The 15210-nt window shown below is 39.9% G+C and carries 14 protein-coding genes and 2 pseudogenes; 14 read left to right on the top strand and 2 right to left on the bottom strand.

Annotation, left to right across the window (positions count from 1 at the left end; translation table 11 throughout):
• Positions 1-132: 132 nt before the first annotated feature.
• Entirely contained in the window at positions 133-1068 is a 936-nt protein-coding gene (locus HYG88_RS13600) for a hypothetical protein (protein ID WP_004659087.1), read from the bottom strand.
• Between the two features lie 168 nt (positions 1069-1236).
• Here HYG88_RS13600 and HYG88_RS13605 point away from each other — a divergent pair.
• Positions 1237-1365, top strand: a pseudogene (locus HYG88_RS13605) (RNase III inhibitor); the annotation flags it as partial.
• Between the two features lie 59 nt (positions 1366-1424).
• Here HYG88_RS13605 and HYG88_RS13610 read toward each other — a convergent pair.
• On the bottom strand, positions 1425-3332 hold the full coding sequence (locus HYG88_RS13610; RefSeq protein WP_178883266.1) for an ATP-binding cassette domain-containing protein: 1908 nt from the start codon (positions 3330-3332) through the stop codon (positions 1425-1427).
• Between the two features lie 32 nt (positions 3333-3364).
• Here HYG88_RS13610 and HYG88_RS13615 point away from each other — a divergent pair, with 32 nt between their 5' ends.
• The 13 genes and pseudogenes from HYG88_RS13615 to HYG88_RS13675 all read left to right on the top strand — a co-directional run bounded on the left by HYG88_RS13615 (position 3365) and on the right by HYG88_RS13675 (position 15163).
• Entirely contained in the window at positions 3365-3610 is a 246-nt protein-coding gene (locus HYG88_RS13615; protein WP_087536336.1) for a SlyX family protein, read from the top strand.
• Positions 3611-3625: 15 nt separating this feature from the next.
• Positions 3626-4558: a PIN domain-containing protein gene (locus tag HYG88_RS13620; RefSeq protein WP_087536367.1), complete on the top strand. Its 933-nt coding sequence runs from the start codon at positions 3626-3628 to the stop codon at positions 4556-4558.
• Positions 4559-4661: 103 nt separating this feature from the next.
• Positions 4662-5111, top strand: coding sequence for an ammonium transporter (locus tag HYG88_RS13625; protein WP_178883267.1), 450 nt, complete (start codon positions 4662-4664; stop codon positions 5109-5111).
• A gap of 33 nt (positions 5112-5144) precedes the next feature.
• The gene (gene topA, locus HYG88_RS13630) at positions 5145-7784 is read left to right on the top strand and encodes a type I DNA topoisomerase (RefSeq protein ID WP_178883268.1); all 2640 of its coding nucleotides are present in this window, start codon (positions 5145-5147) and stop codon (positions 7782-7784) included.
• Positions 7785-7872: 88 nt separating this feature from the next.
• Positions 7873-8631 carry a hypothetical protein gene (locus HYG88_RS13635; protein WP_005162645.1) on the top strand — a complete coding sequence of 253 codons (759 nt, stop codon included), beginning with the start codon at positions 7873-7875 and terminating at the stop codon, positions 8629-8631.
• 177 nt (positions 8632-8808) lie between these two features.
• Positions 8809-9381 carry an HdeD family acid-resistance protein gene (locus HYG88_RS13640; protein ID WP_178883269.1) on the top strand — a complete coding sequence of 191 codons (573 nt, stop codon included), beginning with the start codon at positions 8809-8811 and terminating at the stop codon, positions 9379-9381.
• Positions 9382-9503: 122 nt separating this feature from the next.
• Positions 9504-11483, top strand: coding sequence for an ATP-dependent helicase (locus tag HYG88_RS13645; protein WP_178883270.1), 1980 nt, complete (start codon positions 9504-9506; stop codon positions 11481-11483).
• Positions 11484-11539: 56 nt separating this feature from the next.
• Positions 11540-11785: an RNA-binding protein gene (locus HYG88_RS13650; protein WP_004802550.1), complete on the top strand. Its 246-nt coding sequence runs from the start codon at positions 11540-11542 to the stop codon at positions 11783-11785.
• 6 nt (positions 11786-11791) lie between these two features.
• Positions 11792-12151 (top strand): annotated as a pseudogene (locus HYG88_RS13655) (ASCH domain-containing protein).
• Positions 12152-12223: 72 nt separating this feature from the next.
• Complete coding sequence (locus HYG88_RS13660) at positions 12224-12727, top strand: DUF6586 family protein (RefSeq protein WP_087536369.1); 504 nt, start codon at positions 12224-12226, stop codon at positions 12725-12727.
• A gap of 115 nt (positions 12728-12842) precedes the next feature.
• On the top strand, positions 12843-13121 hold the full coding sequence (locus tag HYG88_RS13665; protein WP_005162636.1) for a hypothetical protein: 279 nt from the start codon (positions 12843-12845) through the stop codon (positions 13119-13121).
• Positions 13122-13483: 362 nt separating this feature from the next.
• Positions 13484-14218, top strand: coding sequence for a Bax inhibitor-1/YccA family protein (locus HYG88_RS13670; RefSeq protein ID WP_005162633.1), 735 nt, complete (start codon positions 13484-13486; stop codon positions 14216-14218).
• 141 nt (positions 14219-14359) lie between these two features.
• Positions 14360-15163 carry an enoyl-ACP reductase gene (locus HYG88_RS13675; RefSeq protein WP_178883272.1) on the top strand — a complete coding sequence of 268 codons (804 nt, stop codon included), beginning with the start codon at positions 14360-14362 and terminating at the stop codon, positions 15161-15163.
• Positions 15164-15210 lie beyond the last annotated feature (47 nt).

Consider the following 15210-nt stretch of genomic DNA (forward strand, 5'->3'; position numbering starts at 1 on the left):
TTCAGATGGCTATTCTACGTTTGATTGGTTTTGGAAAAAAAGAAGAATTTAAGAAAGTGCTCGCAATTTTAAGAAAGAAAAAGCCTGATAGGACAAGGGCTCTATGAAATTTGTCGTGTACAGAGCTAAATATTAATAAATTTTTTCGTAACCTTCTGCTCGGGTTTTGAATCTACGGTGAAACCACATCCATTGAGTTGGTGCGATACGCAATTGAGCCTCAATGATTCTATTCACCCGAATTGCATCATCGAGTTCATTTTCACTCGGCATATTTTCAACAATAGGCTCAATCAAAACTTTGTATTGTGGATTACGAACATCACCATAACGATAAAAATAAAGCGGGATTGCAACAGATTTGGAGATTTTTAATAGACGACGATGTGCAGTAACAGTGGCAGCAGGAACACCGAAAAAAGGTGCCATGACACCTTGTTTTAAGCCAAAATCTTGGTCTGGACTATACCAAATCGCACCGCCATCTTTTAAGCGACGAACCAAGCCACGCATATCATCATGATCAATTTGCTGTTGATAAATGGTTGCGCGACAACGATAAATCAGCATATCCAACATCGGATTATTCTGAGGACGATAGACCACATCAGGCTCAAAATATTGAGCACAAATATAACCACCGGCATCCAATAAAGTACTGTGTGTACCTAGCAATAAGATACCTTTGCCTTGAGCTTTGGCTGAGTTAATGTGCTCTAGACCTTCAATACTATGGCGTCCTTTAAACCAATTTGGACAATACCAAGCATTCAATGTTTCAAATACACCCAACATCATGTCGACAAACACTTGTTTTGCTTGTGCTTCAACCTCAACAGGAGACCATTCAGGGAAGCAAACTTCCAGATTTCTGATTGTGGTTTTTCGACGTGATTTGAGCAAGTGCCAGCATAATGAGGCTAAACCATGTGCCAAGCGCCATTGAATTGCCCAAGGTAAGATTGCTAAGAGCATGAGAAAAGTGATGGCGATCCAGATTTTCCAATACTTAGGGAGTAAAAATTCCCATTGAAACTCACCAGGAATATAAGACGATTGTTGGCTCATAAACTAGAAATATGAATGATATTGAATTTTGAAGCAGTGTAACATGAAGTCAGTTTTACGACTTTAAATCTAAAAGATAAAGCACAGCCTTTTTGTGTATAGATAAATAAATATTTTGATCAGGAGACCATGTTAAAACAGATAAGCATACTTAAGGGAGATATTACCCAAATCGCGTTTAAAGTGATTAATGACGAGTTAAAACAAAGTCAGTCAGTCCAAGAAGTAGTTTTTGTTTGTTTTGATGATGAAAATTTTAATATTTATCAGTCATTAAAAGATGATTTTGAAATCTAAGCATTCATTGGATTTTAATAGAGCATCTATCCATATAATGATAGATGCTCATCATCTGATTAATTGCCTTTCGACATATTTTCTAAGATGTCCCAACGTTCCAATTTCTCAAGCAAAGATTCTTCAATTTCTGCTAAACGTTGAATCGCTAAAGTTGCAGCATTAGCGTCAGAGACAAACCAAGAACCATCTGCAAGTTTTGCTGAAAGTTCGGCTTGTTCTTTTTCTAGCTTTTCCATCTCAGCGGGTAGTTGTTCTAACTCACGCTGATCTTTGTAACTCAGCTTGACCTTCTTTGGTGCTGATACTGCGGCAGCCGCTGCTTCAGCTTTGGCTTGTGCTTTTTTCACATCACTTTTCTGATCAACCACTTTTTGGTCAGGGCGTTGTTCCAAGTAATCTTGATAGCCACCAATGTACTCATCAATATTGCCCTTACCATCGAATACCCAAGTCGAAGTGACGACATTGTCCATGAAAGCACGGTCATGCGAGATCAGTAACAAAGTGCCTTTGTAGTCAGACAGCATTTCTTCAAGCAACTCAAGTGTTACCATATCCAAGTCATTGGTTGGCTCATCCATCACGATCAAGTTCGATGGTTTGAGTAATAGTTTTGCTAATAGGATACGGTTTCTCTCACCGCCAGACAGTGCTTTGACTGGCGTACGAGCACGTTCTGGAGAGAATAAAAAATCTTGTAAATAGCTATAGATATGACGGCGGTTACCATTCACATCGACGAAATCAGAACCTTCAGACACGTTGGCCATCACGGTTTTTTCAAGATCAAGTGCATTACGCAGTTGGTCAAAATAAGCCACTTCAAGTTGAGTACCTGTTTTCACCGCACCGCTATGTTCGATTTCACCTAAAATCGCTTTGATCAGGGTGGTTTTACCCACACCATTATCGCCGACTAAACCGATACGATCACCACGTAATACGATTGCTGAGAAGTCTTTAATTAACGGCTGCTCACCATAACTGACGCTTAGATTTTCAATCTCAAACACTAACTTACCAGAACGATGAGCTTCTTGTGTCGCCATGCTGACCTTGCCTTGCTGTGAACGACGCGCTTTAGATTGTTCACGTAAGTCTTTTAAGGCACGGACACGGCCTTCGTTACGGGTACGGCGTGCTTTAATCCCTTGACGAATCCAAGCTTCTTCTTCTGCTAATTTTTTATCAAATAAAGCATTTTGTTTTTCCTCAGCTTCCATTTGCTGAGCTTTGAGCTCTAAATAGCGTGAATAATTGCCTTCATAACCACGTAAAACACCACGATCGAGTTCAACAATACGTGTTGCAATGCTATCTACGAAAGAACGGTCATGTGAAATAAATAAAAGTGTGAGATTATTTTGATCAAGTAAGAACTTTTCTAACCATTCAATACTTTCAACATCCAGATGGTTTGTCGGTTCGTCCAGTAATAACACATCAGGTTGGGTAAGTAGGGCACGTGCCAAGAGCACACGACGTTTACGTCCACCTGATAGGTCTGCTAAATCTGCATTTGGATCTAGCCCCATTTTACCTAAAATTGTATTTACTTTGTTTTCAAGTGCCCAACCATCGAGCTGATCGAGCTTGTGTTGTAACATGCCCATATGGTCGCAGGCTTCCATATCGCCTAATACACAGGCATCACTTGCTTCATGATAGGCTTTGAGTACGGTTGCAGCTTCTCCTGCGCCATCAGCAACAATATCGGCCACTTTGCCTGAATCCATCGGCACGTCTTGGGCTAACATTGAAACAGTTAAACCATTTTGAATCGAAACTTCACCTGTATCAGGTAATAAACTTCCCTCAATCAGTTTTAATAAAGTAGACTTGCCCTCGCCATTACGACCAATTAAACAGACTCGTTCGCCACGTTCTAGGTTAAAGTTCGCGCCGTCGAGTAGGGCAGGTCCGCCAAATGCGAGATGGACATCCCTTAAAGTAATGTAGGCCATAATGTTTCCTAAGAGTTCAGATGAGGTCTGAAATGACTAAACCACAAAAATTTGATGATCACGCGTCATTGTCCGCACCCATTGAAGATTTGCAAGTCCGAATTGCATTTTTAGACGATTTAGTTGAACAATTAAATCAACAGCTCGCAATTCAGACACAAGAAATTGCAGTTTTGAAGAAACAAATGCAGCTTTTATACCAACGCGTTGAGTCTTCAGACTTGTCAGAAGGAATTGCACCGTTTGATCCAATGAGTAACAAACCACCGCATTATTAAAACATGACTGATATTATGCAAAATATATTATTATTGGATATCGAAAACCAACCTAAAAAAATTCGTGAATTAAACTTTCTATTAAAACAATACAGTCAAGTGATTGTAGTTTATGCAAATTCAAATTTAAATATTGCACTAGATGATTTAATGGAACTTAGTCTTGCCATACAAGATAAACGCTTGCTCATCATTAAAATGCCTAAAACAGGTGCAAATTCTGCTGACTTTGGTTTAACCTTTATTGCGGGGCGTTTATCTGCTCAATTAGAGAAAGGTGGTTCAATTGATGTCATGTCAAATGACACTGCAATGTCATATGCAGTTGAGTTACTCGGGCAGATAGGGATTCAATCAACTCATATTAAACAATTAGCTGAGCCTGTAAAAATTGAGCAAAGCCAGCTCGCTGTTCAAGAAATAAAAATAAAGCCAAAGCCTCAAATAGAAGTAAATGTAGATAAAAAAGTTTTACAACTTCTCGCAAAGAATCAGCCTAAAAAGCCAAAGTCGCTGCTTAAATCTCTAATGTCTTGGTGTAACCTAAATCTGCAACAAGCTGAAATTCTCTTAGAAAAACTACAACAGATTAAGGTGGTGGTGATTGAACAAAATAAATGTGAATATAATAAGAAAGAATTAAAGAAAGCACTTGGTCAAGGAAATTTGAATACTACTAGCCCACGCCTCACAATGACAGAAATAGAGTTGCGTCCGCATTTGATGCGAATAAAACAATATTGTGATTACTTAAGCAAAGTGACAAATAATAAACCATCAAAGATCGATACTTTAAGTAATTCAATCAAAGCTTTGTTTAAATTCGAGAAAGATGAGCATGTGCAACAAATGATTAATTTACTTAAGAAACATCAAATTATTCAATTAAATGCACAAAAAATTGTATATTTGCAAAGTAATATTGATATCTGGTCAACCATTAAATAAATCATTAAACAAGATAAATTGCCTAAAATGAATTTTGTCATGTGATATTGCCTTTTTCATTCAACTTATGTAACGCTAATAAAAGGAAGTTTTGGGCAAGTTTATGAGTAATGTTGGAATTTGGATTACAGTTGCGATAGTTCTATTTGTCTTGGGCTCGATTTTTGGTCTGCGTGTGAGTCCTCGAGAAAAAGCGTTAGGTATGATGCGTGATCAAGCTAGAAAAAGGGGATTACATCCCCGTTTAATCGTCGCACCTGACTGGACAAAAATTCCAATGGCTTCTGAAAAGCGTGCCAGTATGGTGGCTTATTATAGTGTGCTGATTCCAGAAGGGCGTTTAGCTTTAATGCGTGCAAGAGTCGTGGATGGCAAACTTCAAGTTGTTCAAGGGGATCAGAAATTTAATAATTTACCCATTGCATTAACAGGAGTTTATGCTATTGATATGCAGGCAAACTGTGTCGGGCTATATTGGGATGAAGAAACTGACCTAAGAGCGACGCAACTTGAAGATATGAAAGCTTATTTATATGAGTTGGCACAACGCTAATTCTTTAATTGATTATAGGAAAAACGATTTATTATGGCGAATACTCCACGCTCTGCTTCCAAAAGCACAGCAGCTTCTAACTCTGCTGCAACTAAACGTGCCTTAGTGATTGTGGAGTCGCCTGCAAAAGCGAAAACCATTAATAAATATTTGGGTTCACAATTTATTGTCAGGTCATCGGTCGGTCATGTGCGTGACCTACCTACAGGTGGCGGTGCAAAATCCACTGAAAAGAAGCCTGCCACCCGTACCAAACTGACCGAAGCCGAAAAAGAACAAAAAGCACAATCTGCCCTGATCAACCGTATGGGTGTCGATCCAGAACATGACTGGATTGCCCATTATGAAATACTGCCTGGCAAGGAACATGTGGTTGCCGAACTAAAAAAACTCGCTAAAGATGCGGATGCCATCTATCTCGCAACGGACTTGGATAGGGAAGGAGAGGCAATTGCATGGCATTTACGGGAAGTGATCGGTGGCGATGATAGCCGTTACCATCGTGTGGTCTTTAACGAAATTACCAAGAATGCCATTCAGGAAGCATTTAAACAGCCAACACGTCTAGATTTAAACCGTGTGAACGCTCAACAGGCGCGTCGTTTCCTCGACCGTGTGGTGGGCTTTATGGTCTCGCCATTACTCTGGGAAAAGATTGCCCGTGGTTTATCGGCAGGACGCGTCCAGTCAGTTGCTGTGAAACTGGTGGTTGAACGTGAACGTGAAATCCGTGCATTTATTCCAGAAGAATACTGGCAAGTATTTGCAGATACCTTGTCGAAGAAAGATGACATTCGTCTGGAAGCGGTGAAACAGGCAGGTAAGACGCTTAAACTCAAAAATAAAGCTGAAACTGATGCCCTACTCAGTGTATTAAAAGATGCTGAATATAAAGTGGCGTTGCGTGAAGACAAACCAACCAAAGTTAATCCGAGTGCCCCGTATATTACTTCAACCTTACAACAAGCGGCGAGTACGCGTTTAGGTTTCTCTGTGAAGAAAACCATGATGCTGGCACAGCGTTTGTATGAAGGTGGTTTTATTACCTATATGCGTACCGACTCAACTTTCTTGAGCGATGACGCGGTGAATATGGTGCGTAATCATATTCAGCAAAATTTTGGTGAAAAATACGTTCCTGCCAAGCCAAACCGTTATGGCAATAAAGCAGGCGCGCAAGAAGCGCATGAAGCGATTCGTCCATCAGATGTTGGTTTGACTGGCGATAAACTGGCGGGCGTAGAGCGTGATGCACAGCGTTTATATGATTTGATTTGGCGTCAATTTGTTGCCTGTCAAATGACACCAGCAGAATATTTATCTTCAACCTTGACTGTTGAAGCATCAAATGTTGAGTTAAAGGCGAAAGGCCGTACACTGGTATTTGATGGTTTTACCCGTGTTCGTGGTGCCAATAAATCTGATGATGATATTTTATTGCCTGCGGTAAAAGTGGGTGAAGTCCTTAAGTTAGAAAAACTTGATCCGAGTCAGCATTTTACCAAGCCACCTGCACGCTTTACTGAAGCATCTTTGGTGAAAGAATTAGAGAAAAAAGGGATTGGTCGTCCATCGACTTATGCTGCAATTATTTCAACTATTCAAGAACGTGGTTATGTAAAACTGGAAAACCGTCGTCTCTTTGCCGAGAAGATGGGGGAGATCGTTACAGACCGTCTGGATGAAAGTTTTAATAACTTAATGAATTACGCCTTTACAGCTGATTTAGAAGGTCAATTAGACCGTGTTGCAATGGGTGAGCGTAACTGGAAAGAATTACTGGATACATTCTACGGTGATTTCAAAAAGCGTTTAACCAATGCGCAGGGTGAAAGCGGCATGCGCCGTAATCAGCCAGTCGAAGTGGCGGATGTATCTTGTCCTGAATGTTCGCGTCCAATGCAAGTTCGTACTGGAACAACAGGTGTATTCTTAGGATGTTCAGGTTATAACCTGCCACCGAAAGAGCGTTGTAAAGGCACACTTAACTTAACACCAGTCGAGTCTTTGGCGGCATTGTCGGATGATGATGGTGCTGAAACAGCAGACCTGATGTCGAAACACCGTTGTCCTAAATGCGGTACAGCAATGGACAGTTATGTAGTCGATGGTGGTCGTAAATTGCATGTCTGTGGTAATAACCCAGATTGTGATGGTTACGAAGTCGAGGAAGGCGAATTCAAGATTAAGGGCTATGACGGTCCAACCATTCCATGTGATAAATGTGATGGTGAAATGCAGTTAAAGACAGGTCGTTTTGGTCCTTACTTTGCCTGCTCAAGCTGTGACAATACCCGTAAAGTATTAAAGAGTGGTCAGCCTGCGCCACCGCGTGTTGATCCAATCAAAATGGAACATCTACGTTCAGCCAAACACGATGACTTCTTTGTATTACGTGATGGTGCGGCAGGTTTGTTCTTAGCAGCCAGCAAATTTCCGAAAATTCGTGAAACGCGTGCACCGAAAGTGGCCGAGCTACGTAGTGTTGCAGATCAACTTGATCCGAAATATCAGTTCTTGCTCGAAGCACCAGATGTTGATCCTGAGGGTAATCCAACGGTGGTGAAATTCAGCCGTAAGAATCAGGCACAATATGTGGGTTCTGAAACTGCTGAGGGCAAGCAGACCAAGTGGAGTTTGGTGTTCCAAGATGGGAAATGGGTAGAAGCTTAAACATTAAAGTTTAAAAAATGCTGGCGATTGCTGGCATTTTTTATTGAACAAATAAAAAGAAAAATTAATTTTGATTGGGGTGAAATGCATGTGGAAAAATATTCGAGTCGCTTGCTTACTACTGGTGTTGTTGATTGTTGCAGTCAATGCTTATCGTGATCAAAATCAGGATTGGAATCAGCCGATTAATGTATTGTTGCATCCGATTAATGCCGATGGGTTGCCTACAACACAGCAGTATATTCAAACATTGCAGCAAGATGATTTTGCTGAGGTGAAGCAGTATCTAGAAAAAAATAGCCAGCAATATCGAGGGCAAAGCAGCTACTTTATGGTTCAAATCGGAAGGGAATTGCAACAAGCACCACCGAAGATGTCTGAGCAGCTAAGTATTCTGGATAATATTCTATGGAGCCTAAAGTTTCGCTTTTATGCATGGAAGCAGCATCAATCGATTGATGGTTCACCAAGTTTAACTCTATATCTGAATTTCTATGATCCGAAGCAAAATCGGGAACTCAAGCACTCAACTGCGCTGGAACGTGGACGAATTGGTTCAGTCAATCTGTTTGCCTCAGCTAAACAGACACAGCAAAATAATGTAGTGTTAGTGCATGAGTTATTGCACGCTTTTGGCGCGACCGATAAATATAATTTGAACAATGGTGAACCTATTTTCCCGATTGGTTATGCACAGGCGGATAAGCAACCTTTGTATCCACAAATTGAGGCGGAAATCATGGGAGGGCGTATCCCACTTTCAGAGCATAAAAGTAAAATGCCAAATGACTTGGAACAAACCGTGATTAGTGTGCTGACCGCGCAGGAAATTGGCTGGATCAAGTAAATTGTGGATAAGTTCCGATTTATCCATAGCCCCAAAAGAACAGACTAAATTAAAAATTATGAAATAAAACACTGGTTTTTCAACATTTTGTCATGAATTGTCAACATGCCTTATACAGAGTTAGGTCTAAAACACGCTCAATATATACATAGCACATTGATGATAAAAGAGTAAATCATGATGAAAACGGTGGGTAATGATCTGGTTCGCAATCAGCTACACGCTGATCGTAAATGGTATCTGTTATTGGGTGTGTTATTGGTTATTTTTGGCCTAATGCTTTTAGCAGCGTTACCATTTGCAACATTATCTGCCGTCTTGTTGTTTGGTGTGTTAATGATGTCGGGTGGTATTTTGCATTTTGTTGCCGCATTTATGGTGTTTAAAGGGGGCACACGTTGCTTGTGGGCTTTGTTTGGTGTGCTATATCTAGCCGCTGGTTACTTTGCTTTTACCACACCTGTGATTACTGCAGTGATGCTCACCAGTTTTTTGTCGATTGCATTAATTATTGCTGGAATTATACGTAGTGTTAATGCCTTTATTTTAAGACCGATCTCAGGTTGGGGATGGGTGTTGTTTTCTGGTGTATTAACACTTTTAACAGGTATTCTCATTCTATCGTCACCTGATTCGCCATTTTGGGTACTTGGTATGTTTCTCGCGATTGATATCCTTTTTCAAGGGATTAATTATTTAACTTTTGCAAGTGCAATCAAACAGCTCCCACACAGTTCAACTGTGATTTAACATTCGACAATTATTGAAATATTGAGAGCATGTTGATACATGCTCTTTTTGTTTTGTAGCAGGAAACATTTGCATGGGTCTAGTCTGTTAAAATATCGATTCATTTTTGCTTGACCGATTGTATGACACTTGCCGCCCTGATTGATGAACTGAATCCACAACAAAAACAGGCTGCCACCACAACAGCGCAAAACTGTTTGGTCCTTGCGGGGGCAGGCTGTGGCAAAACCAAAACTATTGTGGCACGAGCTGCTTACCTGATTGATCAAGGTTTGCCTGCATCACAAATTCAAATCTTGACTTTTACACGCCGAGCTGCCAGTGAAATTGTGACGCGGGTTGAGCAGCATATGGGCGCACAGGCGAAAGGTTTACGCGCATCAACCTTTCATACTTTTTGTATGTATTTACTACGTCGTAATCCACGTGCGTTTGGTCTAACCCAGTTCAGTATTATTGATCGGGATGATCAGTTGCTGATGTTTCGTTTACTACGAGGCAATGATAAGGGCAATGTCTTACCTAAAGCGGCTGAACTCTGCGATTTATATTCCTATGCACGTAATACACAAACCAAGCTCTCTGATGCATTAATCATCCAGTTGCCACAAGCCATCGAATATAAAAAGCAAATTGCAGATTTAATGAAAGCCTATGAGCAGCGTAAGCAGGAGCGTAACTTTCTGGATTACGATGATATTTTAGCGATTGTGGCAGTGCATCTACAAAACTCACCTGAATTGGTCAATTGGGTGACCAGCTTTTGCCATGCTTTGCTGGTCGATGAAATGCAGGACACCAATCCCTTGCAATGGGCTTTGCTTCAGCCTTTAGTTGGCAAGGTGAAACTGTTTTGTGTCGGGGATGATGCACAATCCATTTATGGCTTTCGTGGTGCAGATTTTGAAAATATTCATCATTTTAAAGAACGTGTACCCGATGCTGAAGTGTTGACTTTGGAGATGAATTATCGTTCGACCCAAGGCATTTTAGATTTATCCAATTGGTTACTTGAGCAAAGCCAAATTGGTTATGACAAGCATTTACAAGCCTATCGAGGAAATGGTTTAAAACCACAATTGCATATCCTGAGTAATGAGTTTGAAGAAGCCAATTGGATTATTCAGGATTTGAATCGTCGTCATATGCAAGGTGCGGCTTGGGCAGAACATATGGTGTTGCTGCGTTCAGGTTTTAGTGGGCGTTATTTGGAAGGTGCTTTAATTGCAGCCAATATCCCTTATCGTTTTATTGGCGGGGTAAAACTGCTTGAGTCTGCACATGTCAAAGACGTATTGAGCTTACTTCGGGTCAGCGTTAACCCACAAGATGATTTAGCCTGGATGCGTTTCCTGACGCTTTGGGATGGCGTGGGCGATGTGGGTGCCAGTAAGTTGGCGCAAGAGCTGATTCAATTACCTGATATCGAAGCCCGTTGCCAACGTTTAGAGCGACATGGCAAAGTACCGCAACAGGCGATTTTAATTTTGATGCAGCTTGATGTATTGCAGCAGCATGTTGAAGCTTGTATAGGCCTTGCACTGGATGCGCTAAATGAACAGCTGGAAAATAATTATAAAACGAAAGATTGGTCACGCCGTGTTAAAGACTTTGATTTGGTCAAGCAATTGGCACGTAAACACAGTGCTCTTGGGGAGTTCTTAGAAGAATATGTACTTGACCCAATTTCGATATCAGAAATTGACAAGACACCCGATCAAGACTTAGTGACTTTGATTACAATTCACTCTGCAAAAGGAGCTGAACAAAAAGTCTGTTATGTCCCACATGTTTCTCCGAATCAATATCCTCATGCACGCGCACAAGGCGATTTTGATGATGTGGAGGAGGAGCGTCGTGTGCTATATGTTGCGTTAACACGTGCAGAAGATGAATTGATTTTGACCAAACAGAATTTAAATTTATGGTCACAAGATCAATATGATGAGTTAGGAAGAAAAATAGAAAGTTACTTCCTCAATGATTTACCTCAACATTTAGTCGATGTTCAGATTCATCGGGATATTCCACGTGCCTACGGCCAAAGCAATCATTCTCGTACGACTACAATCAATTTAGGTTTTGGGATTGATTTCGATTAAACTAGGCAGATTCAAATTCTTTTGATTCTACAATGAATCATCTTTTAGGTTTTAGCATGAAAATTTTAGTTCGTAATTTAGACCGTAATGTGACTGATGCGGAAATTCTCGACTTATTTAAAGCATATGGAAAAGTTGAGTCTTGTGTCGTGGTCAAAGACGAAGCAACGGGTAAATCGAAAGGTTTCGGTTTTGTTGAAATGCCAAATCCACGTGAAGCGATTAAAGCAATTAAAGGTTTAAACACCTTGAAGGTAAAAAGCCAAGGCATTCGTGTCAAAGCTGCGGATGATAAAGCTTAATTATCAATGTTAAAGCAATATACTGCTTTATCAATGGTTGCACCAAATGCTGAACGAATAGCCAAGAAAATTAAAACGCTTGAGCTTCGCTCATAGCAACCTCGAATGTTGCCACTGAAATATTTGATGATTGTAGAGAATCAACACTTTCTTTTGAATGATGGGGATGAAGACGTTGGTTTTGCTGTTGCATTGGTGGATATTGAATCAGTGCATCCATGGCAATCTGATGAAGTTGAAGCAGCTTGTGCAACGTATTGGGCTGAAGGATATTTGGCTTGGGTCAATCGCAATATTCGTCCGATTGATCCACCGATTCAAGTCATTGCCAAGCGAAAACTTTATCGTATTGAATTGATGTTGTGAGTGCTATTTGTTTCAGCATCAATTCGCTTTACAATCAGTCTTGATTTAAATGAACTGAAAAAGGGATTTATTATGTCTCGTGTTGCTCGCTACCATGCTGATCGTACCAATCAAAAATTGTATTTTGCCCGACTTGCATGTCAACAAGCTGAGCAAACTGAACATATTCAACAAGCGCAGGCATATCGTGAGGCAGCAGTGTTTCATTTACACGGGGCAATTTTAGCGTTTTTACAAGAATTGGTGCGCTATTATCGTTTAAATGATTTGCAACCGACGTTTAAGTCGATTGAAGAACAGATGGCAGTTAAAGGACAAGTCTCACCAGAAGTTTCAGTACTACAGCAACTTGCTAAAGATGGTTTTATTGCAGAACTCAAACGTGCGTATCGTTTATGCCAGTACGCACCCGAGCCAACAGCACCAGAGCCTGAAAATGAGACCTCATCGAATTTGATTATTAAGGTGACTCAAAGTCCTCAAGCATGGTTACCCGATGCGAAAATATTACGAGAATGGCATAGAGCGTTAAGCCATTTGATTGACGGTTTTCGCAATGAAATGGTTGAGTTTTAATTCGAGTACAACATAGACTTGAAATATGAGTGAGTAGCACTTATATAAATAAGACGTGAGATTGCAAAGTGCAGTAGCGCTTTGCCACCATGTAGAAACATGGAGTAATGAATGTATGTCAATGCAACAGTTAAAAGAGTTATTTGGTAGCCAAGAAGCTGTTCTCGAGTTAGTTCAACTTGAAGGCGGAGAGCTTGCCTTGCGTAATGCTGGTTCGGAAGCAGAACCTTTGGTTAAAATTCAATTTAGTGAAGATGTTAAAAAGATTTTGGGTGATCAGACGCCAACCGTTGCACAGCATATGATCCAAGCCGCTTTATTTGGTTTGTTGGAAAAACAGATGAATCAGTTACAAGCAGAAGTTATTGATGAGCAACCACAGCACTTTAGCTAAAAGAACTGTAATATTTCACTCTAATCTAAAAAATGATTTAAAAAGGAGTCCTAAAATGCGACTCCTTTTTTATTGCTTATGTTACTTAGATGAATACAGATTTTATTACAATTGATTCAGTTGGTATAAAGAGATCTAGACTGTAAATAAAAGCTTATGGTTCTCGCTACGAAATGAAAGTTATAGCCATAAAATGTGCTTTAATTTTGCAATCAAATACTTTGTTTCATATATTTTTAATGGATTAGCTATCAATAAATTGCAAAAAAATTAAAGCTTTATTAAATGTAAAAAATATTGGGATTGAATAAAAAATATCATAAACTCAATTTTTATTTGCTTACTATAAAAAGAGAGCTTACATGCAAAGTAATAATCCAATTTTAACTCGGGTGGAAACCTATACTGATATAACCGAGCCAATGACCATTCAAGGTGCTATTCAGAAGTCAGTATTATTGACAGTGATTGCAGCTGTATTAGGAATGGCGCTATTTTTCTATTGTGCAATCACTGCTAATCTTTCAATTGCCTATGCTGCAACAATTGTTGGAATTATTGGGAGCTTAATTTTAGCTTTGATTACCACTTTCAAATCAAATACTGCACCAGCTTTAGCAATTCCTTATGCGTTATTTGAAGGTGCATTTTTAGGCGGTATTTCTTTTATTTTTCAACTGAAGTTTCCAGGTGTTCCTTTACAAGCTTTGCTTGCGACCTTTGTGACAACCTTGGTTTTATTTGCGTTATATAAATTCCAAATTATTCGTGCGACTGAAAAATTCAAGGCGATTGTAATTTCAGCTTCTATTGCGATTGCTTTAGTTTTTGTTGTGCAGATTGTTTTACGTTTGATCTTTGGTTCAAGTATTCCTTATATTTTTGAAAGCAATTGGTTAGGTATTGGTTTTGCTGGATTTGTTGCTGTAATTGCTTCACTGAACTTAATTTTGGATTTTGATCTTATTGAAAATGCAGCAGCACAACGCGCTCCTAAAGCATTTGAATGGGTATGTGCGATTGCTTTACTTGCGACTTTAGTGTGGATGTACTATTCATTTATGCGTTTGTTAAGCCTGATTCAGGGTGATGATTAAGCCCAAACAAGGTTAAACCCAAAAATCGCTGTCCATTGACCGCGATTTTTTTATGCAACAATGTAAAAAGGTGGATTATGCAATTCCGAAAAATCAGGAATGTTGGTATGATGTGGTGAAAATTTTTCGAGTGAGAATAAGATGTCACAAGGACTTTTAGCTGGTAAGCGTTTTTTAATTGCTGGTATTGCAAGTAAATTATCAATTGCTTTCGGTATTGCGACAGCATTACACCGTGAAGGCGCAGAGTTAGCATTTACTTATCCAAATGAAAAGCTAAAAAAACGTGTTGATGACTTTGCAGTACAGTTTGGTTCAACCCTCGTTTTCCCTTGTGATGTAGCGATTGATGCAGAAATTGACAATACTTTTGTCGAGTTGGCAAAACATTGGGATGGTTTAGACGGTGTTGTGCATTCGATTGGTTTTGCACCTGCACATACATTAGATGGTGACTTTACTGAAGTGACGGATCGTGAGGGTTTTAAAATCGCACATGACATTAGCGCCTATAGTTTTGTTGCGATGGCTCGTGCGGCAAAACCATTATTACAAGCACGCCAAGGTTGTTTATTGACCTTGACTTATCAAGGTTCTGAGCGTGTGATGCCGAACTATAACGTGATGGGGATGGCTAAAGCGTCTTTAGAGGCAGGTGTTCGTTATTTAGCACTAAGTTTGGGTAAAGAGGGGATTCGTGTGAATGCGATCTCTGCGGGTCCAATCCGTACATTGGCAGCTTCTGGTATTAAGTCATTCCGTAAAATGTTAGATGCTAATGAAAAGATTGCTCCGCTACAACGTAATGTAACGATTGAAGAAGTGGGTAATGCAGCGTTATTCCTTTGCTCACCGTGGGCTTCGGGTATTACTGGTGAAATTTTATATGTCGATGCAGGGTTTAATACTGTTGGTATGAGCCAGTCGATGTTGGATGATGAGTGATTAGATTTATCCAAATTTTTTGACAAAGCCGCTTTTATAGCGGCTTT

Source organism: Acinetobacter sp. SwsAc4, assembly GCF_013391535.1.
Classification (GTDB): Bacteria; Pseudomonadota; Gammaproteobacteria; order Pseudomonadales; family Moraxellaceae; genus Acinetobacter.

Coding starts and splice junctions, on each gene's coding strand:
- HYG88_RS13650 (WP_004802550.1), top strand. CDS start 11,540: ATGAAAATTTTAGTTCGTAATTTAGACCGTAATGTGACTGATGCGGAA.
- HYG88_RS13620 (WP_087536367.1), top strand. CDS start 3,626: ATGCAAAATATATTATTATTGGATATCGAAAACCAACCTAAAAAAATT.
- HYG88_RS13670 (WP_005162633.1), top strand. CDS start 13,484: ATGCAAAGTAATAATCCAATTTTAACTCGGGTGGAAACCTATACTGAT.
- HYG88_RS13625 (WP_178883267.1), top strand. CDS start 4,662: ATGAGTAATGTTGGAATTTGGATTACAGTTGCGATAGTTCTATTTGTC.
- HYG88_RS13660 (WP_087536369.1), top strand. CDS start 12,224: ATGTCTCGTGTTGCTCGCTACCATGCTGATCGTACCAATCAAAAATTG.
- HYG88_RS13645 (WP_178883270.1), top strand. CDS start 9,504: ATGACACTTGCCGCCCTGATTGATGAACTGAATCCACAACAAAAACAG.
- topA (WP_178883268.1), top strand. CDS start 5,145: ATGGCGAATACTCCACGCTCTGCTTCCAAAAGCACAGCAGCTTCTAAC.
- HYG88_RS13675 (WP_178883272.1), top strand. CDS start 14,360: ATGTCACAAGGACTTTTAGCTGGTAAGCGTTTTTTAATTGCTGGTATT.
- HYG88_RS13615 (WP_087536336.1), top strand. CDS start 3,365: ATGACTAAACCACAAAAATTTGATGATCACGCGTCATTGTCCGCACCC.
- HYG88_RS13665 (WP_005162636.1), top strand. CDS start 12,843: ATGTCAATGCAACAGTTAAAAGAGTTATTTGGTAGCCAAGAAGCTGTT.
- HYG88_RS13635 (WP_005162645.1), top strand. CDS start 7,873: ATGTGGAAAAATATTCGAGTCGCTTGCTTACTACTGGTGTTGTTGATT.
- HYG88_RS13600 (WP_004659087.1), bottom strand. CDS start 1,068: ATGAGCCAACAATCGTCTTATATTCCTGGTGAGTTTCAATGGGAATTT.
- HYG88_RS13610 (WP_178883266.1), bottom strand. CDS start 3,332: ATGGCCTACATTACTTTAAGGGATGTCCATCTCGCATTTGGCGGACCT.
- HYG88_RS13640 (WP_178883269.1), top strand. CDS start 8,809: ATGATGAAAACGGTGGGTAATGATCTGGTTCGCAATCAGCTACACGCT.